This is a genomic window from Azospirillum soli, from assembly GCF_017876165.1.
Lineage (GTDB): Bacteria > Pseudomonadota > Alphaproteobacteria > Azospirillales > Azospirillaceae > Azospirillum > Azospirillum soli.
In genome coordinates this window covers 47,635-68,273 of record NZ_JAGINQ010000018.1, presented here as the reverse complement: position 1 = coordinate 68,273, position 20,639 = coordinate 47,635, and the positions used below count along the sequence as shown (strand labels likewise).

17 protein-coding genes are annotated in these 20,639 nt (G+C 68.1%); 13 read left to right on the top strand and 4 right to left on the bottom strand.

Going from position 1 to position 20,639, the window contains the following annotated elements; translation table 11 throughout:
- Positions 1-78 precede the first annotated feature (78 nt).
- From J2852_RS23450 to J2852_RS23415, 8 genes are all read left to right on the top strand, one after another.
- Positions 79-2,739, top strand: a complete 2,661-nt coding sequence (locus J2852_RS23450) for a 2-oxoglutarate dehydrogenase E1 component (protein ID WP_209880415.1) — start codon at positions 79-81, stop codon at positions 2,737-2,739.
- Positions 2,740-2,809: 70 nt separating this feature from the next.
- Positions 2,810-4,543 carry an acyl-CoA dehydrogenase family protein gene (locus tag J2852_RS23445; RefSeq protein WP_246499933.1) on the top strand — a complete coding sequence of 578 codons (1,734 nt, stop codon included), beginning with the start codon at positions 2,810-2,812 and terminating at the stop codon, positions 4,541-4,543.
- A 111-nt stretch (positions 4,544-4,654) separates the two neighbouring features.
- Complete coding sequence (locus tag J2852_RS23440; RefSeq protein WP_209880413.1) at positions 4,655-5,617, top strand: LysR family transcriptional regulator; 963 nt, start codon at positions 4,655-4,657, stop codon at positions 5,615-5,617.
- Between the two features lie 106 nt (positions 5,618-5,723).
- Entirely contained in the window at positions 5,724-6,476 is a 753-nt protein-coding gene (locus tag J2852_RS23435; protein WP_209880411.1) for a glucose 1-dehydrogenase, read from the top strand.
- Positions 6,477-6,810: 334 nt separating this feature from the next.
- Positions 6,811-8,016 (top strand): CoA transferase, encoded by a 1,206-nt coding sequence (locus J2852_RS23430; RefSeq protein ID WP_209880409.1) that lies wholly within the window; start codon positions 6,811-6,813, stop codon positions 8,014-8,016.
- Positions 8,017-8,288: 272 nt separating this feature from the next.
- The gene (locus J2852_RS23425; RefSeq protein WP_209880408.1) at positions 8,289-8,753 is read left to right on the top strand and encodes a (2Fe-2S)-binding protein; all 465 of its coding nucleotides are present in this window, start codon (positions 8,289-8,291) and stop codon (positions 8,751-8,753) included.
- Positions 8,750-9,742, top strand: coding sequence for an FAD binding domain-containing protein (locus J2852_RS23420; protein WP_209880406.1), 993 nt, complete (start codon positions 8,750-8,752; stop codon positions 9,740-9,742). The genes J2852_RS23425 and J2852_RS23420 overlap by 4 nt, the downstream gene beginning before the upstream one ends.
- Positions 9,739-12,030, top strand: coding sequence for a xanthine dehydrogenase family protein molybdopterin-binding subunit (locus tag J2852_RS23415; protein WP_209880404.1), 2,292 nt, complete (start codon positions 9,739-9,741; stop codon positions 12,028-12,030). Before J2852_RS23420 ends, J2852_RS23415 begins: the two co-directional genes overlap by 4 nt.
- An 8-nt stretch (positions 12,031-12,038) precedes the next feature.
- On the opposite strand, the gene J2852_RS23410 is transcribed toward J2852_RS23415, so the two are convergent.
- Positions 12,039-12,275 carry a hypothetical protein gene (locus J2852_RS23410; RefSeq protein ID WP_209880403.1) on the bottom strand — a complete coding sequence of 79 codons (237 nt, stop codon included), beginning with the start codon at positions 12,273-12,275 and terminating at the stop codon, positions 12,039-12,041.
- Between the two features lie 56 nt (positions 12,276-12,331).
- On the opposite strand from J2852_RS23410, the gene J2852_RS23405 reads away from it, so the two are divergent.
- Positions 12,332-12,931, top strand: a complete 600-nt coding sequence (locus tag J2852_RS23405; protein ID WP_209880401.1) for a sensory rhodopsin transducer — start codon at positions 12,332-12,334, stop codon at positions 12,929-12,931.
- On the opposite strand, the gene J2852_RS23400 is transcribed toward J2852_RS23405, so the two are convergent.
- Genes J2852_RS23400 through J2852_RS23390 form a run of 3 tightly spaced genes read right to left on the bottom strand, consistent with a single transcriptional unit; the run spans position 12,839 to position 15,595 of the window.
- The gene (locus J2852_RS23400) at positions 12,839-13,072 is read right to left on the bottom strand and encodes a hypothetical protein (RefSeq protein ID WP_209880399.1); all 234 of its coding nucleotides are present in this window, start codon (positions 13,070-13,072) and stop codon (positions 12,839-12,841) included. The two genes, J2852_RS23405 and J2852_RS23400, sit on opposite strands and share 93 nt — an antisense overlap.
- A 4-nt stretch (positions 13,073-13,076) precedes the next feature.
- Positions 13,077-13,607, bottom strand: coding sequence for a hypothetical protein (locus J2852_RS23395; protein ID WP_209880398.1), 531 nt, complete (start codon positions 13,605-13,607; stop codon positions 13,077-13,079).
- Complete coding sequence (locus J2852_RS23390) at positions 13,607-15,595, bottom strand: BCCT family transporter (RefSeq protein WP_209880396.1); 1,989 nt, start codon at positions 15,593-15,595, stop codon at positions 13,607-13,609. Before J2852_RS23390 ends, J2852_RS23395 begins: the two co-directional genes overlap by 1 nt.
- A 198-nt stretch (positions 15,596-15,793) precedes the next feature.
- Here J2852_RS23390 and J2852_RS23385 point away from each other — a divergent pair, with 198 nt between their 5' ends.
- The 4 genes from J2852_RS23385 (at position 15,794) to J2852_RS23370 (ending at position 20,607) form a co-directional block, all read left to right on the top strand.
- Entirely contained in the window at positions 15,794-17,050 is a 1,257-nt protein-coding gene (locus J2852_RS23385) for an MFS transporter (protein ID WP_209880394.1), read from the top strand.
- A gap of 481 nt (positions 17,051-17,531) precedes the next feature.
- Positions 17,532-18,728: a glycine betaine/L-proline ABC transporter ATP-binding protein ProV gene (gene proV, locus J2852_RS23380; protein ID WP_209880392.1), complete on the top strand. Its 1,197-nt coding sequence runs from the start codon at positions 17,532-17,534 to the stop codon at positions 18,726-18,728.
- Positions 18,729-18,730: 2 nt separating this feature from the next.
- Positions 18,731-19,669, top strand: coding sequence for an ABC transporter permease (locus tag J2852_RS23375; RefSeq protein ID WP_209880390.1), 939 nt, complete (start codon positions 18,731-18,733; stop codon positions 19,667-19,669).
- Positions 19,670-19,710: 41 nt separating this feature from the next.
- Positions 19,711-20,607 (top strand): glycine betaine ABC transporter substrate-binding protein, encoded by an 897-nt coding sequence (locus J2852_RS23370; RefSeq protein ID WP_246499932.1) that lies wholly within the window; start codon positions 19,711-19,713, stop codon positions 20,605-20,607.
- Positions 20,608-20,639: the final 32 nt, after the last annotated feature.

Sequence of the window (20,639 nt, the reverse complement as noted above, 5' to 3'; positions counted from 1 at the left end):
GGGTCGATAAGCTGGGGGCAACTCGTCTTCAACCGCCATCAAACCGACGGATGTTCAACCGCATGAACGGTGTGCGCCATGTCTAGGCTGTCCTCTCCGCTCAACGCCGCCGGGGCCGCCTATCTCGAAGCGTTGCAGGAACGTTTCCGCGAGGACCCCGCGTCGGTCGACGTGAGCTGGCGCGCCGTCTTCCAGATCCTGGATGAATTGGGCGCCGTCCCCGCCGGGTTGCCGGTGGCCGATCCGTCCCTGCCGCTGCTGCGCGAGGAGATCCGCCAGCGCGGGCATGCCGCCGCCGCTCTCGACCCTCTGGGCCGCGCGGCGCCAACGGCTGCGGTTTCGCCCGAGGATGCCGAGACCGCACGCCTGCGCCGGCTCTACCAGGGCACACTGACGCTGGAAACCGCGCACATCGACGATCCGGCTCTCCGCTCCTGGCTGCGCGACGCTTATGAGGGGGCGGAGGCCGTTCCGCCCGCCGAGGCGCGCCGCCGCGCGCTGGCGCTGCTGACCGCGGCGGAGGAGTTCGAAAGACTGCTCGCCGTCCGCTACCCGACCAAGAAGCGCTTTGGGGCGGAAGGCATGGAGACGCTGATCCCCCTGCTGGACCGCATCCTCGCGTCGGCGGCGGCGGCGGGCGTCACCGAGGTGCAGGTCGGGACCATGCACCGTGGCCGGCTCAGCCTGATGGCCAACGTGCTGGGCAAGCCTCTGGTCGAGCTGTTCGCTGGGGTCAAGGGCATGCACCCCTTCCTGGCCGACCCGCCGGTTCCCGCCGACGTGCCCTATCACATGGGGGTGGAGAGCAGCCTGCCCTTCGGCGAGCGGTCGCTGGCCCTGACCCTGTCGCCCAACCCGTCGCATCTGGAGGCGATCAACCCGGTCACGCTGGGCCGCGCGCGGGCGCGCCAGGATCTGGTGAAAGATCAGGGGGGCGACGCCAAGCGGTTGCTGTGCGTGCTTCTGCACACCGATGCCAGCGTGATCGGCCAGGGCAGCGTGACGGAGGCGCTGCAACTGTCCGGAGTCCCCGGATTCACCGTCGCGGGCACCATCCACGTCATCGTCAACAACCAGATCGGCTTCACCACCGAGCGGGACGAGGCACGGACCTCGCTCCACTGCACCGGCCTGTGGAAAGCCGTGGACAGCCCCATCCTGCACGTCAACGCCGACGATCCTGACGCCGCGTTGCGTGCCGCCGATCTGGCCGTGGCTTTCCGGCAGGCGCACGGGCGCGACGCGGTGATCGACGTCGTCGGCTACCGCCGCAACGGCCACAACGAGATCGACGAACCGCGCTTTACCCAGCCGCTCGACTACAAGGCCATCGACACCCACCCGCCGGTCCGCGCGCTCTACGCAAAGCGGCTGGCCGGCGACGGGCTGGTCGGTTCCGACGAGGCCGAGGCGCTGGCCGCCGGACACAAGACCCGTTTCCAGGAGGCGCTGGCCGCCGCCGCCGATCACCGGCCGAACCATGACGGTTTCCCCGGCGGGCGCTGGGCGCCGTTCGCCCCGGCTGGCATGATCCCCGCCGAACCGGACACCGGCGTCGCCGACGACCGGCTGCGCGGGCTGCTGGCCGCGCTGGCCGCCGTGCCGGACGGACTCAGCGTGGACCGCAAGGTGGAGCGCGTGATCCGTCGCCGCGCGGAGGAGCCGCTGGACTGGGCGACCGGCGAGGCGCTGGCCTTCGCCTCGCTGCTGGCCGAGGGGACGCCGGTGCGGCTGACCGGCCAGGACGTGGTGCGCGGCGCCTTCTCGCATCGGCATTTCGCGCTGACCGACACCGTCACCGGGCGCCGCCACGTCAGCCTGAATCATCTGGGTGTGGAGCAGGCCCGTTTCGACGTGGTCAACAGCCCCCTGTCGGAATACGCCGTCCTCGGCTTCGAATACGGCTACAGCCTGGAGCGGCCCGACGCGCTGGTGATCTGGGAAGCGCAGTTCGGGGACTTCGCCAACGGCGCGCAGATCATGATCGACCAGTTCGTCGTCAGCGCCGAAGACAAATGGCGCCAGCCCTCCGGCCTCGTCATTCTGCTGCCGCACGGTCTGGAAGGGCAGGGGCCGGAACATTCCTCCGCCCGGCCGGAGCGCTTCCTCCAGATGGCGGCGCGCGACAACATCCGCGTCGCGCACCCGTCCACCCCGGCCAACTATTTCCATCTGTTGCGCCGGCAGATGCTGCGCCGCGACCGCAAGCCGCTGGTGGTGCTGAGCCCGAAGACCCTGCTGCGCCTGCCCGCCGCCGTGTCGGCGCTGGCGGATTTCGCGCCCGGCACCGCCTTCCAGCCGGTCGTCGCCACGGCTGGGGAGCGGACCGAGCGCATCCTGCTGTGCAGCGGTAAGCTGGCCTACGAGTTGGAGCGCGAGAGGGCGGCCCTGGGGGCGGAGGACGTGGCGGTGGTCCGGCTGGAAATGCTGTACCCTCTGCCGGAGGCCGCGCTGTCGGCCCTGTTCCGCCGCTGGCCGGGCGCGTCCTGCGTCTGGGTGCAGGAGGAGCCACGGAATATGGGCGCTTGGACCTATCTGGACCGCCGGCTGGAGGCGTTGCGCGAGGCCGCCGGCTGCGCCGAACCCCGCGTCGCCTGCGTGGCTCGCGATGAGGCGGCCTCTCCGGCCGGCAGCTTCCACGGCGACCACGAGGCCGACCAGCGCCGGCTGGTGGAACAGGCCTTCGCCGGGATCGCCACCTCTTCCCCGCCCCGCGAGAAGGTTGCGGCGGCGGAGTGACGTTCGGCCCTCTCGCAAAGGGGGCGGCAAAACGGGTTGAACCGAACAACAAACACCGAGGAAGCGTGCCATGTCGTCCACCCTGACCACCGCCAGCCCGACCGGCACCAACCCGACCGGCACCAGCCCGACGGGAGCCCGTCCGCTTCTGCTTCCCGACCTGCTGTCCAGCACGGCGGCGGCGCTCGACGCGGTGGCGCGGCTGGCCGAGGCCGCCGAGCGCGGCGTCATGGCGCTGGTGGCGCCGGACGGGTCCGTGGACGCGGCATTGCTCGACCGCCATCAGGTGGCGGCGCACGGCTTCGCCTGGGTGGCGACCTACGCCGAGGCGCTGCGCCAGATACAGGGCTGGGCGGAGCGGCTGGACCGGGTGGGCCGGCTGGGCGAACTGGAGGCGAGCATGCTCCAGGCCGCCTTCGGCGAATATCTGGCCCAACTCGACGGCGGCTTGGCGATGAGCCAGGGCGAGATCGTCCGACCCGCCGACTTCGGGCTGGGCGACGAGGACCGGGCCGCATTCCGCACCGACGCGGTGCACCGGCTGATCGCCGCCGGCAACGCCTCTGCCCTGCGGCTGCGCATCGCCGAATTGCTGACCGATGCGCTTCACGGCGGAGGTTTCGGCGACGCGGCGTTGGAGGACGAGGCGCTGGACATGGTGCGCGACCAGTTCCGTCGTTTCGTCGCCGACGTGGTGGAGCCGCACGCCCACGAGTGGCACCTGAAGGACGAGCTGATCCCCATCGCCGTCGTCGAACAGATGGCGGAGATGGGCGTCTTTGGCCTGACGGTGCCGGAGGAGGATGGCGGGCTCGGCATGGGCAAGCTCGCCATGTGCGTGGTGACGGAGGAGTTGTCGCGCGGCTACATCGGCGTCGGCTCGCTCGGCACCCGCGCGGAGATCGCCGCCGAGCTGATCCGCCTGAACGGCACCGCCGAGCAGCGGGCGCGCTGGCTGCCGCTCATCGCGTCGGGCGAGATCCTGCCGACCGCCGTCTTCACCGAGCCCAACACCGGGTCCGACCTGGGCAGCCTGCGCACCCGCGCGGTGCTGGACGGCGACACCTACCGCGTCACGGGGGCAAAGACCTGGATCACCCATGGCAGCCGCTCCGACCTGATGACGCTTTTGGTGCGCACCGATCCGGACGCCCCCGGCTACCGCGGCCTGTCGATGCTGCTCGCCGAGAAGCCGCGCGGCACCGAGGCGGACCCGTTCCCGGCCGAAGGCATGAGCGGAGGCGAAATCCCGGTTCTCGGCTATCGCGGCATGAAGGAGTACGAGATCGGATTCGACGGCTTCACGGTGCCGCGCGGGAATCTGCTGGGCGGCGTCGAAGGCCAGGGTTTCAAACAGTTGATGGCGACCTTCGAATCCGCCCGCGTGCAGACCGCCGCCCGCGCCGTCGGCGTGGCGCAGAACGCGATGGAGCTTGGCCTGCGCTACGCCCAGGAGCGCGTCCAGTTCGGGCGTCCGCTCGCCGCCTTCCCACGTGTCGCCGGCAAGCTGGCCTGGATGGCCGTGGAGACGATGATCGCCCGCCAGTTGACGTACTTCGCCGCGCGCGAGAAGGACAGCGACCGCCGTTGCGACATCGAGGCCGGCATGGCGAAGCTGCTGGCCGCGCGCGTCGCCTGGTCGAACGCCGACAACGCGGTGCAGATCCACGGGGGCAACGGCTACGCCGTCGAATATCCGATCAGCCGTGTGCTGTGCGATGCCCGCATCCTGAATATTTTCGAAGGAGCGGCAGAAATCCAGGCCCAGGTTGTGGCGCGCGGTCTGCTCACCCGGCGCAATTGACGGCGAGATGCGGCGGAGGACGGGGCAGGACTGACCTGTCGCGACTCCGCTTGTATCATACCAGAGTATTCGTTATCCGACATGGAGGCCGAACGACGAGACCCGCCGCTCATGGAACTTCTGGAACTGCGCTACTTTGTTCAGGTGGCTGACCTTGGCAGCTTTTCCAAGGCATCGGTCAAGCTTGGCATCACCCAGCCGGCGCTCAGCCGGCAGGTGCAGAAGCTGGAGCACGAGCTGCGCACCAGCCTGTTCTACCGTCATGGGCGCGGCGTCTCGCTGACCCAGCAGGGGCGCAAGCTGTATGATGTGGTCCGTCATCTGCTGGGCGCGCTGTCGGAGATCAAGGAGGAAATCCAGGACCAGTCGGAACGGCTGACCGGGTCCGTCACGCTGGGTCTCCCCCCGTCGATCTGCGCCACGTTGGGGGCGCCGCTGGCCCGCCGTTTCCACGAGAACTACCCCGACGCCACGCTGCGCATCCACGAGGTGTTCAGCGGCACGCTGCTGGAATGGGTCGAGGGCGGACGCCTCGACCTCGCCGTGCTCTACGACGCGCGGCGCGGGCGCAGCATGCTGTCATCTCCGTTGCTCGTGGAGAACCTGCTGCTCGTCCAATCCGCCAAGGACACGGACGCCGCCGGGAACGACGGGCCGGTCGGGGTGGAGACGCTGGGTGATCTGCGCTTCGTGCTGCCGGGCCTTGAGAACGGCTTGCGCCGGGTGGTGGACGCGGCGGTGCGGCGGGCCGACATCGACCTCCAGGTCGATATGGAGATCGATTCCGTCACCGCCATCAAGCAGCTGGTGGAGGAGGGAATGGGCTCGACCATCCTGCCCTTCGGCGCCGTCCACCGCGAGGTGCGCCAAGGCCGGCTGATCGCGCGCGAGGTCACGTCGAAGGACATGCACGCCATGCTGGTCACCGCGACCCCGCTGCATCAGCCGGTGTCGAAGGCGACGCGCGCCCTGCTGCGGCTGATCCATGCCGAGGTGGCGAAATGCGTTGCCAACGGCGTGCTGAAGGGCAAGGTCGTCGCTCCCGGCAGCGCCGGAGAGAACAGCGCCGGATGACACGCTGTGCGGGCTGATAGCAGCTATGACGGATGGTCCATAGCACGGCGCGTGCGCCGCGGATAGCCTCCCCATCACCACATAATCCCTTGGGGAGGAAGCAAGAATGACGAAGCGCCTGGACGGCAAGGTCGCCCTGATCACCGGGGCGGCGCAGGGGCTGGGCCTCGCGATGGCCGAGACCTTCGTGCGCGAGGGCGCCCGCGTGGCGGTCGTGGACATCAACGGCGACGCCGCACGGTCGGTCGCGGCCAGCCTGGGCGAGGCGGCCATCGGCATTCCGGCCAACGTGACCAGCATGGCCGACGTCGAGATGACCATCGCCACCACCGTCGAGACGTTCGGGCGGCTTGACATTCTGGTCAACAACGCCGGCTCCACCCACGCCAACGGCCCGTTCGAAAACGTCACCGAGGAGGAGTTCGACCGCGTCTTCGCGCTGAACGTCAAGTCGATCTACCTCTATTCCAAGGCGGTGGTCGCGACCATGCGGGCGCAGAAGTCCGGCGTGATCCTGAATCTCGGCTCCACCGCCGGGCTGCGGCCCCGTCCGGGGCTGGTCTGGTACAACGCGACCAAGGGGGCCGTGCACAACATCACCAAGTCGCTGGCGCTGGAACTGGCGCCCGACAACATCCGCGTCTGCGCCCTGGCACCGGTTGCCACCGAGACGCCGCTGCTCGCGACCTTCATGGGTGGCGATACCCCGGAGAAGCGGGCGCGCATGCTGGGGATCGTCCCGCTCGGCCGCCTGGGCCAGCCGACCGACGTCGCCAACGCGGCCCTTTACCTCGCGTCGGACGAGGCGGCCTTCCTGACCGGCGTGGTGCTGGAGATCGACGGCGGCCGTTGCGTGTGACGACCTCGTTGTTTCTCCACCGGGTCATTTGATGATCCTTCCCGCCACCCGCGGCCCTTCTCCTCTTGTGGGAGAAGGGTGGGGATGAAGGGGAATGCGGCGATGCCGCAGTTTTCCCTAAAGCGGATTTTGATCCGCTTTGGACCGCGACGGCGGTCCCGGACGCTCGTGCGTCCGAAGCCCGGCCTCTCGCGGGAACGCAGTTCCCGCTGGCGGCAGGCGGATGCCAAAGGCATCCGCTGAGAGCCGGCGAGTAAGGCCATATGAATCTAAAGCGAATGCAAATTCGCTTTAAGCGCATCGTCCACATTCTCCTCACATGGAACCGCTCGCCATGTCCTCGCTTCTCTCCGATCTGCGCGTCGTCGAGGTGTCGGCCTTCGTCGCCGCTCCGCTGGGCGGCATGACGCTGGCCCAACTGGGCGCGGAGGTGATCCGCATCGACCCCATCGGCGGCAACATCGACTATCGGCGCTGGCCGGTGGCGCCGAATGGCACCAGCCTCTATTGGACCGCGCTGAACAAGGCGAAACGGTCGGTGACGCTGGCGCTCGACCGGCCGGAGGGGCGGGAGATCGCGCAGGCGATCATCACCGCCTCGGGCGAGAACGCGGGCTTCCTGCTGACCAACCTGCCGGCCAGCGGTTGGATGGGGTATGAAGCGTTGTCCGCCAGACGCGACGACTTGATCATGCTGCGGCTGACCGGCAATCCGGATGGTTCCGCAGCGGTGGATTACACCGTCAATTGCGCCAGTGGCTTTCCGATGGCGACCGGCCGGGGTGGCGAGCCGGTGAACCATGTGCTGCCGGCCTGGGACGTGGCCGCTGGCCTCTATCTCGCGACCGGGCTGCTGGCGGCTGAGCGGCACCGCCGCCGCACCGGCCGGGGACAGGAAGTGACGGTGGCGCTGGCAGACGTGATGCTGGCGACCGTCGGCAACCTGGGTTACCTCGCCGACGTGCGCGTGAACGGCACCGTGCGTCCGCCGATGGGCAACGATCTCTACGGCGCTTACGGCCGCGACTTCGCCACCGCCGACGGCCGGCGGGTGATGGTCGTCGCCATCTCGAACCGCCAGTGGAAGGCGCTGGGCAAGGCGACCGGACTGACCGACCGGCTGGCGATGATCGGTCCGCTGATGGACGTGGACATGGACGACGAGGGGGGGCGTTTCTTGGCGCGCGACGCGATTTCTGCGGTGCTCGCCCCCTGGTTCGTCGCGCGCACCCTATCCGAGGTGGAGGGCGCCTTTGCCGGGGCGGGAGTGCTGTGGGGCCCTTACCGGGATTTCGGCCAGTTGGTGACGGAAGACGCGCGCTGCTCCACCGCCAATCCCCTGTTCCGCCAGATCGACCAGCCGGAGGTCGGACCGCTGCTGGTTCCTGGCTCGCCCCTCAGCTTTCCCGGCCTGGGGGAACGCACCGACCATCGCCCGGCACCTCGGCTGGGGCAGGATACCGATGCGGTGCTGGCCGACCTGCTCGGCTTGCCCGCGGCCGAGATCGGCCGCCTGCACGACGCCGGCATCGTCGCCTGATTGTGTGATACCGAAGGCGTTTGACGGTTTCCATCAAACGCCGGTCGGAACCGGCGATCACCAGCAGCCGCAAAGGGCGCCCGCCGGGTGGCCGATGGCCATTGGAATCGTCGGGTTGCATGCGAGGTCAGCAGCATACCGCCCGAGGCGTCGCGATCGTCGCCTTCGGAACGTCTCCGCCGTCATCCTGTTGCACGGCGGCACGCTCGGTATCCGCCGCTGGAGTTCTCATGCCGCATCCAATGGGATTTGCACCTCCTCCGCCAGAGGTCATGGCGGTCACGCTGACGGTCAACGGGGTCGAGACGACGCTCCAGGTCGCCCCCTGGACCAGCCTGCTGGACGCGCTGCGCCTGCACCTCGACCTGACCGGGACGAAGAAGGGCTGCGACCATGGCCAGTGCGGGGCCTGCACGGTGCTGGTGGACGGGCGGCGGATCAATTCCTGCCTGACGCTGGCGGTGATGCAGGACGGCCGCTCGGTGACCACCATCGAAGGGCTGGCGAGCGGCGACACGCTCCACCCGCTCCAGAAGGCGTTCGTCGAGAACGACGCCTTCCAGTGCGGCTACTGCACGCCGGGGCAGATCTGCTCGGCCGCCGGGCTGCTGGCCGAGGGCAAGGCCAAAACCGACGACGACATCCGCGAGCTGATGAGCGGCAACCTCTGCCGCTGCGGCGCCTATCCCAACATCGTCAAGGCGATCCGGCAGGTGATGGGGGAGGGCGGGGCATGAGGGCCTTCACCTACAGCCGCGCCGACACGGTGGAGGACGCCGTGCGGGCGCTGGCCGGCAACCCGGACGCGCGCTTCGTCGCCGGCGGCACCAACCTGCTCGACCTGATGAAGGCGGACGCCATGCGCCCGGCCCATCTGGTGGACATCTCGCGCCTGCCGCTCGACCGCATCGAGGAGACGGAGGACGGTGGCCTGCGCCTCGGCGCGCTCGCCCGCAACGCCGACACCGCCTGGGACGAGCGCGTGCGAAGCCGCTATCCGATGCTGTCCAAGGCGATCCTGGCCGGCGCCTCGGCGCAGCTGCGCAACATGGCGACCAACGGCGGCAACCTGCTCCAGCGCACGCGCTGCTATTACTTCTACGACAGCGGCACGCCTTGCAACAAACGCGAACCGGGCTCCGGCTGCGGCGCCTTGACCGGCGTGAACCGCATCCACGCCATCCTCGGCGCCAGCGAGCACTGCATCGCCGTGCACCCATCCGACCTGTGCGTCGCCCTGGCGGCGCTGGAGGCGACGGTGCGCGTGACCGGCCCGCGGGGCGAGCGCACCATTCCCTTCGCCGAGTTCCACCGCCTGCCCGGCGACACGCCGCACATCGACACGACGCTGGGCGCGGACGAGATCGTCACCGCCATCGACCTGCCGGCGCGGGGCTTCGCCGAACACTCCACCTACCTGAAGGTCCGCGACCGCGCCTCCTACGCCTTCGCGCTGGTGTCGGTCGCCGCCGCGCTGGAGATCGAGGGCGGCACCATCCGCGCCGCCCGGCTGGCGCTCGGCGGCGTGGCGCACAAGCCTTGGCGCGACACCGAGGCGGAAGCGATGCTGGTCGGCAAGCCGGCCGAGGCCGCGAGCTTCGCCGCCGCCGCCCAGGCGGTCCTGCGCGGCGCCAAGGGGCACGCGCACAACGCCTTCAAGATCCCCCTGGCCGAGCGCGCCATCGTCCGTGCGTTGAGTGAAGCCGCCGGAGTGCAGACCCCATGATCGCCAAGCCCAGCATCCCCGACGTCCTGCGCGAGCCCGGCGCCCAGATCGGCAAGCCGGTCAGCCGCGTGGACGGCCGCCTGAAGGTCACCGGCGGCGCCAAATACGCGGCCGAGTTCAGCGCCCCCGGCCTTGCGCACGGCTACATCGTGTCCAGCACCATCGCGCGCGGGCGCATCACGCGCATCGACACCAGCGCGGCGCTGGCGCTGCCCGGCGTGCTGCACGTCTTCACCCACGAGAACCGGCCGAGCCTCGCCTGGTTCGACCGCAAGTGGAAGGACGACGACGCGCCCAAGGGCTCCCCCTTCCGGCCGCTGTACGACGCCGAGATCATCCACTCCCTGCAACCGGTGGCGCTGGTGGTGGCCGAAAGCTTCGAGCTGGCCCGCTACGCCGCCCGCCTCGTGCAGGTCGAGTATGAGGCCGCACCCCACCGCACCGACCTGCACGCCCATCGCGACGACACCTTCACCCCCGGCAAGGACAAGGGAGGGTTCCAGCCGCCGCCCAAGCCGCGCGGCGACGCCGACAGGGCGCTGGCCGAGGCGGAGGTGAGCGTGGATCTGGAATTCACCCAGGCCACCGAGCACCACAACCCGATGGAGATGCACGCCTCCACGGTGATCCATCACGAGGACGGGACGCTCGCCGTCTACGACAAGACCCAAGGCGCGCAGAACAGCCACAGTTGGATCTGCAACGTCTTCAACCTGTCGAAGTCCGACGTCCGGGTGCTCTCTCCCTTCGTCGGCGGCGCCTTCGGCTCCGGCCTGCGGCCGCAGCACCAGCTGTTCATGGCCGTGCTGGCGGCCACGCAGCTCAAGCGCTCCGTCCGGGTCGAGCTGTCGCGCCCGCAGATGTTCAGCTTCGGCCACCGGCCGGAGACCATCCAGCGCGTGGCGCTGGGCGCCCGCAAGGACGGGACGCTAACCGCGCTGATCCACGAGGCGGTGCAGGAAAGCTCCCAGAACGAGAACTACGTCGAGATCGTCGTCAACTGGTCGGGTCAGCAGTACAAATGCGACAACGTCCGGCTCGACTACAAGCTCTGCCGCCTCGACGTGCACACGCCGCTCGACCAGCGTGCGCCGGGTGCCGCCACCGGCGTCCCCGCGCTTGAGATCGCCATGGACGAGCTGGCCCACAAGCTGGGCATGGACCCGGTTGAGCTGCGGCTGAAGAACTACACGGACACCGATCCGAACACCGGCAAGCCATTCTCCAGCAAGGAACTGCGCGCCTGCTTCCAGCAGGGGGCAGAGCGGTTCGGCTGGGCGAAGCGTAACCCGAAGCCGCGTTCCATGCGGGAGGGGCGGCAGCTCATCGGCTGGGGCATGGCGTCGGGCGTGTGGGACGCCATGCAGGGGCAGGCGGTCGCCAAAGCGACTCTGGGCGTAGACGGCAGGCTGACGGTTGGCAGCGCCACCGCCGACATCGGCACCGGCACCTACACGGTGATGACGCAGATCGCCGCCGACGTGCTGGGGCTGTCCGTCAAGGACGTGACCTTCCACCTCGGCGACTCCTCGCTGCCGATGGCGCCCATCGAGGGCGGGTCGTGGACGGTGTCGTCGGTCGGATCGGCGGTGAAAGCGGCCTGCGACCGGGTGCGCGACCGACTGGTAACGGCGGCGTCCAAAATGAAAGGCGGGCCGCTGGCCGGGATCGGGAACCAGGAGGTGGTCTTCGCGGATGGCCATCTGGTCGCCAAGGCCGACCCGTCGCGGCGCGTGTCGATCACCGACGTGATGCGGGCTTCCGAACTGCTGACCATTGAGGAAGAGGCGCGCTCGGTCCCCTACCTCCTGGCGCGGTCGCGCCACGCGCTCGGCACCCATTCGGCGATCTTCGCCGAGGTGCGGGTGGACGAGGGTCTGGGCACGGTGCAGGTCACCCGCGTCGTCAGTGCCATCGCCGCCGGCCGCATCATCAACCCCAAGACCGCGCGCAGCCAGATCATGGGCGCGGTGGTCTGGGGCATCGGCATGGCGCTGGAGGAGGAGACCTTCACCGACCACACGCTCGGCCGCTACATGAATCACGACATCGCCGAGTACCACATCCCGGTGAACGCCGACGTGCACGACATCGACGTGATCTTCGTGGAGGAGCACGACGAGGTGGTGAACCCGCTGGGCGCCAAGGGGGTGGGGGAGATCGGCATCGTCGGCGTTCCGGCCGCCATCGCCAACGCGATCTTCCACGCGACGGGCGTGCGCGTGTGCGACCTGCCGATCACGGTGGACAAGATCCTCGAAGGATTGAGACGCAATCGCGGAGACTGAAAGGCCCGCTACGCGAACAGCCTCGTCCGGCACGGCGGCCGGGGCTGCCGCGACGGGCGGCCCGAACCGATGACCGCGGTGTCCATGCGGTTCGCGTCGAACCGGCTCGACGTGCCGACATCCGCGCTGTCGTAGGGCAGGCCGTAGTAGTCCTGGCCGGGTTCGAATCCGTAGTCATAACCATAGTACGGGAAGGCGTAGGGGCCGAGGTCTGGCGTGACGGGCTGCGCCGCCGGTCCTCGCACGCGTTGACCAACCAGGAGCGGGCACCGCACGCCGCCGAATAGGCAGGAGCGATTCAATGAGCGTCACCCCCATCGGCCACACCCGCTGGGCCATTTCCGACGGTTACATCCCGGCCTGGAGCCACGGTCCCGAGCCGGAACTGACCAGCTACGAGGGGCTGTGCATCCTCAACGCCGGTGACCGAGAGGTGGAGGTACGGATCACGCTCTACTTCACCGACCGCGAACCCGCCGGCCCTTGCCGTATGCGGGTCGGCGCGCGGCGCACCAACCATGTGCGCATGAACCTCCTCTCGGACCCTGAGCCCGTGCCGCTGGGCACACCCTATTCCAGTGTCGTCGAGGCGGACGGGCCGGATTTTCCGCTGCTCGCGTCCATCAAGATTTCGGCGGTGACCGGCCGCCATGGCGCGGCTTTTTTTTCGGGATTCCGCGATCAGCGGGGCCGACAGCGGAACGGAGACCAGGGAGAGCGACAGGGCGAGCGCGGGCATCGTCCGTGTCCGGCGGTTGGCAACACCCCGCATTTTCTAATTTCTATTTGCCATAGAGACACAAAGAGGTCAGCCGTCCCCCTCGATGGCGCGGCGCTCCTCGGCGTCGATGAGGACGGCCAGCTCCTCGTCGGCCAGCATCAGGCGCGGCGCTACGGGTAGCCCGAACAGCTCCCGCATGGCCTCCTCCTGGTCGGAAAGGCGGCGGCAGGCATCCCGCAGGCGGGGGCGCCCCCAAGCCGGGACAGGGCCGAAGACGCCCGAGCGGCGCTGGCGGGAGAGGATGCGGCGGAACCAGCCCATGCGCTCACCCCACCTGCTGAAACGGCAGCAACAGGAAACCGAACGCCAGAAACATCAGAGACAGCAGAACGAGTCTCAGCGCCCAGGTCCGGCTGCGGGCGCTGACCGTATTGCCCCACAGATACTGCTCGAAGGCGATGGAATAGCTGGCGGTCATCAGCTCCACCATGCCCAACGCCACGCCCTCCTCGCCACACTCGGCCCGCATCCGCCGTTCCGCCTCGACCAAGCTGGCGAGCCGGGGCGGCTCGTGGTGGACGAACAGCCATTCCACCATGACGACCTGATAGACCGCGCCGAGCAGCGCGACGACGCTGGCGCAGGCCGCCACGGCGATGGCGAGCGACGTGGGCTCGGCCAAGCGGCTCGCGTCGAAACGCGACGCCAGATTGCCGAGCGCGAACACGGAAAAGGAAATCGCCGCGACCGGCGTCCCGATGCTGCTGCGGATCGATTCCCGACGCGAGCGTTCGCTCAAATAGATCTGCCGGAAATGCTCGTGGCGGAGTTCGACCGGCGCCGTGTGTCGTTCCATCACCAGCCCATCCACTTGCCGTATTCGTACACGAAGTCCTGCGTGATCGCCTCGCGGCTGGTGCGCTCCGGCGGCAACTGCTTGTGCAGGCCGCCCCGCAGGATCACCTCCACGCGCCGCTGCCACGCTTCGTCGCGGTCCTGCATCTCGGGAAAGGCGAAGGTCCAGGGATGGTAGGCCCTTGCCCGGACGCTGTAGGTGAATTCCTCCTCGCCGTCGCGCAGCACCGCGATGCCGGCGCTGAACGCGCCTGTTTCGATCTCCACATGCCGGCCGTGCCGCTCCAGTTCCATGGCGATGTCGCGGAACGCCGGCTGCACCGTGTCGACGATGAAGCGGGCGACCTCCCGCCGGGCACTGGCGGCACCGGGCGGAGTGGTCGCCTGGAGCGGCGCCTTGCGGCCGACCATGGTGGCGAGCCGTTGCCGCCAGTCGCCGTCCCCGGCGGGCTCCGTCGGCGGCGCACCGTCCGCGGCGACGGCTTCGCGGCTCACGCGCCGGTCCTGCGCCACGCCCCGCTCGTCACGCAGGCTGACGACGAGGCTCACGCACATCAGCACCATCACGACCGCGAAGGGCAGCGCCGTGGCGATCGCCGCGGTCTGCAAGGCCTTCAGGCCGCCGACCAACAGAAGGAGGGCGGCGACGACCCCGGACAGCACGGCCCAGAAGATGCGCGTCAGGATCGGCGGGTCCGGGTTGCCGCCGGAACCGATGATGTCGATGACCAGGGCGCCGGAATCGGCGGAGGTGATGAAGAAGGTGATGACCATCAGCGTGGCGATGGCCGAGGTGACCACGCTCAGCGGCAAGCGGTCGAGCATGACGAACAGCGCGGTGGGCACGCTGTCGGACACCGCGGCCGCCATGCCGCCGCCCTCGAACATCTCCATGTGGATCGCCGTTTCGCCGAACACGATGAACCAGACGAAGGTCAGCGCCACCGGCGCGAACAGCACGCCCCCGATGAATTCCCGGATGGTGCGGCCGCGCGACACGCGGGCGATGAACATGCCGACGAACGGTGCCCACGAGATCCACCAGCCCCAGTAGAACATCGTCCAGCTCGCCTGCCACTCCGCTCCAGCATAAGGCAGCGTCCGGAAGCTGGTGTACGGCAGGGTCCACAGATAGCGGCCGATGCTCTCGACCAGGGTGGACAGCAGGAACACCGAGGGGCCGAGCAGGAAGACGAAGGCCAGCAGCAGCACGCCGGCCAGCATGTTGAGCTCGCTCAGCCGGCGGATGCCCCGACCCACGCCGCTGACCGCCGAGACGGTGGCAACCGCCGTGATCACGGCGATGAGCACCATCTGCTGCACGGTTCCGACACTGAGCAGGCCAAGATAATCAAGCCCCGCGTTGATCTGCATGACGCCGATCCCCAGCGAGGTGGCGATGCCGAACAGCGTGCCGAAGATCGCCACGATATCGACGATGTGGCCGGGCCATCCGCGGATCCGGTCGCCGAGCAGTGGGTACAGCGCCGACCGGATGGTCAGTGGCAGATCATGCCGGTAGGCGAAGTAGCCGAGGGCGAGCCCGACGACGATGTAGATGCCCCAGGCGTGCATGCCCCAATGCAGGAACGCCAGGTTCATCGCCTCGCGCGCCGCGTCCGGGGTCCCGGCCTGCCCGACGCGCGGGTTGGAGAAGTGCAGGATCGGTTCGGCGACCCCGTAGAACAGCAGGCCGATGCCCATGCCGGCGCTGAACAGCATGGCGAACCACGTCGCGTAACTGAACTCCGGCTCGTCGTCATCCTTGCCGAGCTTGACCGCTCCATAGGGGCTGATGAAGAGCCACAGAACGAACAGCAGGAAGCCGGCGACGGTGAGCACATAGAACCAGCCGAAATTGCCCACGATGGCCCCTTGCAGGGCCGACACGCGAGCGCCGAACGGCTCGGTGAACGCGGACGCCAGAACGACGAAAAGAAGAATCAGCCCGCCGGCGGTGAAGGAAACTGTTTTGTTGATCCCGTGCATGTGCGTCTCCGGAGTCGGGCTGCCGGCTCGGCGCGCGGGGCAGCGCGATGCCTCACAGGTCAACGATGCGATGGCGAGAGTGTTGCAACGCCGGGACCACATGCGCACCGTGGAGGACCGTCGCCCGCGCCGGCATCTCCGGAGCTGTCCCGCGCTCCATCGACGTGCGCCGCACCCTTCACCCATTCCGGAGGTTTCATGCCGAACACCACCCGCACCGTCCGCTCGCTGCTCGTCGGCGTTGCCCTGCTCATGCTCGGCAACGGCGGGCTCGGCACACTGGTCAGCGTGCGCCTGGACGCCGCCGGCTTCGGGTCGCTGGCCATCGGGATCGTCGGAGCGGCCTATTTCGCCGGTCTGACCGCGGGATCGCTGTTCGCCTACACGGTCATCATCCGCGTCGGACACATCCGCGCCTTCGCGGCCGCCGCTTCCGTGCTGTCGGCGGCGTCCCTGGCGCACGCGCTCAGCGTCGATCCAACCTTCTGGGCGCTGTTGCGCATCACGGAGGGGTTCTGCATGGCCAGTCTCTACATGTGCATCGAGAGCTGGCTGAACGACGTCGCGACCAACGAAACGCGCGGGCGGCTCCTGTCGCTCTACATGGTCACCCTATACGGTGCCACCGCTCTCGGGCAGCAGCTTTTAAATCTGCAGGACCCGGAGCGTTCCATCGCCTTTATGCTGATCTCGATCCTGCTGTCACTGGCCCTGGTGCCGGTGGCGTTGACCCGCACGAGCCCTCCCGCCCTGCCTGACATCGTGTCCTTCAGCTTCGCCCGCCTCTACCGGGCATCGCCGCTGGGGGTTGCCGGCGTCTTCGTCAGCGGCATGGTCATCGGCTCGATCTACGGCTTGGCGCCGGTGTTCGGCACGGCGTCCGGCTTCGGGGTGTCAGGGACCGCGCTGTTCATGACCGTGCTGATCTCCGGGGGCATGCTGCTGCAATGGCCTCTGGGGCGGCTGTCCGACCGTTTCGACCGACGCGCCGTCATCATCGGCCTGTCCCTCGGACTGGCGGCGGTGAGTGCTGGGATGATCGGCGTGGCCGGCCTGGGCGGACAGTTGGGGCTGCTGCTTGTGGCGGTCCTGTTCGGTGGCCTGTCCTTCACGCTCTACCCGCTGTGTCTGGCGCACACCAACGACCATGTCGACAGGTCCGAGCTGGTGGCGGCGAGTGGGGGCTTGATCCTCGCCTTCTCCGTCGGAGCGACGGTCGGTCCGATGCTTGCCTCGGCGACGATGGAAGCGATCGGGCCGGCCGGGCTGTTCGTCTTCATCGTCGGCTGCGGGCTGGCCGCCGGGCTGTTCGGGTTGTGGCGCACGCAGGTCCGTCCGCCCGTCCCGGCCGACGAGCAGGGCTCCTTCCAACCGGTCCCGCAAACCACCCCCGTGGCCGTTCCGCTCGACCCCCGGCATGAGCCGAGATCGCAGGACGACGTGACCAAAATATGAATATAGTCCGGCAAATTGGTTGCCAATCTCGGGCGGGACCAACCGCCCGCTCTTTCGTGGTATAAAAAGGCTTCAAATCTCACTCAAATTTTGTTACCGTCCAATCAACGTCGGGCAGATCACGCCCTCCTGAGCGCGCCATCGGCGCGCATCCATCCGCGCACAAACGCGTGCGCCACCAGAACAATGGCAAGGTGGATGCATGAAGAGCATGACGTAACGACTATTATCTTTTACTTATAGCCTTCATTACTGTCGGCGGTCACGTATGTTGTGCCTGCCTGCTTGGATTGGTCTCTCCCGTTGTTGATGGGAGATGGACGCCCCAAGGACATTCGCACCTTCGGAGTGCGGATTTTTATCCTCGTGCGCCTTTCCACCCCGGTGCGCCCCTGCTTCCAACGAAGGCTGCAACTCTGGACCGGCTTCCTCCGGGAGTCCGGAGCCGCCCCCGCCTTGCCAAACCCGAAGGGATCAGCGCATGACCGCAAAAATCGCCGTGAAAGGCGTGACCAAGATTTTCGGGCGTCACCCCCGAATGGCGCTCGACATGCTGAAAGCGGGCCATTCCAAGGAGGAGATCTTCGCGCGGACCGGCCAGACGATTGGCGTTCACGACGCCAGCCTGGAGGTCGAGAGCGGCGAGATTTTCGTCGTCATGGGTCTGTCCGGATCCGGAAAATCGACGCTCGTCCGCATGCTCAACCGGCTGATCGACCCAACGGCCGGGGAAATCCTCATCGATGGCCAGGACATCACCAAACTGTCGCGAGCCGATCTGATCGAGCTTCGACGGCGCGACCTCGGCATGGTGTTCCAGTCCTTCGCGCTCATGCCGCACCTGCGGGTGTGGGAAAACGCCGCCTTCGGGCTGGACATTGCCGGCGAGAGCCTGCCCCGCCGGCGTGACAAGGCACAGGCGGCGCTGGAGGCGGTCGGGCTCGGCGCCTATGCCGAAAGCTGGCCGCAGGAGTTGTCCGGCGGCATGCAGCAGCGTGTCGGGCTGGCCCGCGCGCTCGCCAACGAGCCATCGGTGCTGCTGATGGATGAAGCCTTTTCGGCGCTCGACCCGCTGATCCGCGCCGAGATGCAGGACGAGTTGCTGCGCCTCCAGGCGGACCGGCAGCGCACCATCGTGTTCATCAGCCACGACCTGGACGAGGCGATCCGCATTGGCGACCGCTTGGCGATCATGGAGGGCGGACGCGTTGTGCAGGTTGGCCGCCCCGACGAAATCCTGAAGAATCCGGCCAACGACTACGTCCGGTCCTTCTTCCGCAACATCGACGTCACCAAAGTGCTGACCGCGGGCGACATCGCCCGACGCGACCAGGTGACCCTGATCCGCCACACCGGCGAAGGGCCGCGCGCCGCCGTGCGGCAGTTGCGCGAGCGCGACCGGGAGTTCGCTTACGTCCAGGACGGACGCCGCCGCTTCCACGGCGTGGTGTCGGTGGAAACCTTGCTGGGCGCCATCGAGCGCGGCAACGGATCGGCCACCCTGGACGAGGCCCTGCTGCCAGACATCGCGCCGGTGCCGGTCGACCTGCCCATGGAGGACGTGCTGCTCCGCATCGCCTCCAGCCCGTGCCCGCTACCGGTGGTGGACGCGCAGGGCACCTACGTTGGGGCGATCTCCAAGACCGCCTATCTGGAAACCCTTGGACGGACGCGTTGACGATGGATTTCAAGCTTCCCTTCGGCGCTTGGGCCGAAGCCGCCGTGCAGTTCCTGATGGACCACGCGCAGTGGCTGTTCGATGCCATCGACCTCGTGGTCGGGACCGTCGCGGACGGCGCGCAATTGGCCCTGACGTCGCTGCCGGCTCTGCTGTTCGCCGGTCTCGTCGTGCTGATCGGCCTGTGGCGCAACGGCTGGCGTTTCGCCATGTTCGCGGCCCTGTCCCTGCTGGTCATCGCGGGCCTTGGCATGTGGGAGCAGACGATCGACACGCTGGCGCTGGTGCTGACGGCGACCACGCTCGCCCTCGCGCTCGGCATCCCGCTCGGCATCTGGGCGGCGCGCAACGACCGGGTGGACGCGGTGGTTCGCCCGGCCCTGGACCTGATGCAGACCATGCCCGCCTTCGTCTACCTGATCCCGGCGGCGATGCTGTTCGGCTTGGGCCGCGTGCCCGGCGTCATCGCCACCATCATCTTCTGCATGCCCCCAGCGGTGCGCCTGACCAGCCTGGGCATCCGCCAGGTGCCGCATCCGCTGGTGGAAGCAGGCTTGGCCTTTGGCTGCACGCCCCGGCAACTGCTGTTCAAGGTGCAGATGCCGACAGCGCTGCCGTCGATCATGGCGGGTATCAACCAGACGATCATGCTGTCGCTGTCGATGGTGGTGATCGCCTCGATGATCGGGGCCGGTGGCGTGGGCAACGAGGTACTGCGCGGCATCCAGCGGCTCGACATCGCCCTTGGGTTCGAAGGCGGGTTGGCGGTGGTCATCCTCGCCATCCTTCTCGACCGCATCACGCAGAGTTTCGGGACCCGCAATCCCACGGGCCAGCCCGCCCGCATGTCTTGGAAGACCGTGCTGAGCCGCCGCGGCATCAGGACGGCGCAGGCGGTCGCGACGCCCACCCGGACGGAACGCGCTGCGGAAACGGGCTGAACCCCGCCGCCGACACACACAAAAGGAAAGGGAAAAACGCAATGAGACGCGCCTTTTTGAAAATGCTGGCGCTTGGCGTCGCCGCGTTCGTCGGTTCCACCGTGCTGGCGTCCCCCGGCTTCGCCGCCGAGGACAAGAAGCCGATCCGCATCGGCTGGACCGCCTGGTCCGATGCGGAGGCGGTCACCACACTCGCCAAGCGCCTCATCGAGGATCAGCTTGACCAACCGGTCGAACTGGTGCTGGCCGACATCGGGCTGCAGTATCAGGGCCTCGCCAACGGCGACCTGGATTTCATGATGATGTCCTGGCTGCCGACGACGCACGGTTCCTACCTGGAAAAGGTCGGCGATAAGATCGTGCCGCTTGGCATGCTCTACACGCGCGCGCGTCTGGGATGGGCCGTTCCTGACCATGTTCCGCAAGATCAGGTCAAGACCATCGCGGACTTGGCGAAGCCGGAAGTGCGTAAGAAGCTGAACGGCCGCATCCAGGGCATCGACCCCGGCGCCGGCCTGATGCAGGCGTCGGAAAAGGCGCTGAAGGATTACGGGCTGAAGGACTACGACTTGGTTTCGTCCAGCGGCGCGGCCATGACGGCGGCGCTTGGGCGCGCGGTGAAGCGCGACGATTGGATCGTCGTCACCGCCTGGAGCCCGCATTGGATGTTCTCCAAATGGAAGCTGCGCTATCTGGAGGATCCGAAAGGCTCGTTGGGCGGGCTGGAGCGCGTCCATGTCATGGCCCGCAAGAACTTCTACCAAGATCATCCGGCCGTTGCCGAGTTCCTGACCCGCATGTACCTGCCGCTTGAGGATCTGGAGACCATCATGCTGGAGGCCGACGGCAGCTCCTATGAGAAGGCGATCGACACGTACATCGCCAACAACAAGGAGCGGGTGCATTACTGGGTCACCGGGGAAATGCCGGCGTCGTAACCGAGCGACGGACCGGAAAACTTTTCGGAAAA

Bases quoted from the DNA above. Each gene is read 5' to 3' on its own strand.
- J2852_RS23405 (WP_209880401.1), top strand. From the start codon at position 12,332: ATGAGCGTCACCCCCATCGGCCACACCCGCTGGGCCATTTCCGACGGT.
- J2852_RS23440 (WP_209880413.1), top strand. From the start codon at position 4,655: ATGGAACTTCTGGAACTGCGCTACTTTGTTCAGGTGGCTGACCTTGGC.
- J2852_RS23370 (WP_246499932.1), top strand. From the start codon at position 19,711: ATGAGACGCGCCTTTTTGAAAATGCTGGCGCTTGGCGTCGCCGCGTTC.
- J2852_RS23450 (WP_209880415.1), top strand. From the start codon at position 79: ATGTCTAGGCTGTCCTCTCCGCTCAACGCCGCCGGGGCCGCCTATCTC.
- J2852_RS23390 (WP_209880396.1), bottom strand. From the start codon at position 15,595: ATGCACGGGATCAACAAAACAGTTTCCTTCACCGCCGGCGGGCTGATT.
- J2852_RS23395 (WP_209880398.1), bottom strand. From the start codon at position 13,607: ATGGAACGACACACGGCGCCGGTCGAACTCCGCCACGAGCATTTCCGG.
- J2852_RS23385 (WP_209880394.1), top strand. From the start codon at position 15,794: ATGCCGAACACCACCCGCACCGTCCGCTCGCTGCTCGTCGGCGTTGCC.
- J2852_RS23420 (WP_209880406.1), top strand. From the start codon at position 8,750: ATGAGGGCCTTCACCTACAGCCGCGCCGACACGGTGGAGGACGCCGTG.
- J2852_RS23435 (WP_209880411.1), top strand. From the start codon at position 5,724: ATGACGAAGCGCCTGGACGGCAAGGTCGCCCTGATCACCGGGGCGGCG.
- J2852_RS23400 (WP_209880399.1), bottom strand. From the start codon at position 13,072: ATGGGCTGGTTCCGCCGCATCCTCTCCCGCCAGCGCCGCTCGGGCGTC.
- J2852_RS23425 (WP_209880408.1), top strand. From the start codon at position 8,289: ATGGCGGTCACGCTGACGGTCAACGGGGTCGAGACGACGCTCCAGGTC.
- proV (WP_209880392.1), top strand. From the start codon at position 17,532: ATGACCGCAAAAATCGCCGTGAAAGGCGTGACCAAGATTTTCGGGCGT.
- J2852_RS23445 (WP_246499933.1), top strand. From the start codon at position 2,810: ATGTCGTCCACCCTGACCACCGCCAGCCCGACCGGCACCAACCCGACC.
- J2852_RS23415 (WP_209880404.1), top strand. From the start codon at position 9,739: ATGATCGCCAAGCCCAGCATCCCCGACGTCCTGCGCGAGCCCGGCGCC.
- J2852_RS23430 (WP_209880409.1), top strand. From the start codon at position 6,811: ATGTCCTCGCTTCTCTCCGATCTGCGCGTCGTCGAGGTGTCGGCCTTC.
- J2852_RS23375 (WP_209880390.1), top strand. From the start codon at position 18,731: ATGGATTTCAAGCTTCCCTTCGGCGCTTGGGCCGAAGCCGCCGTGCAG.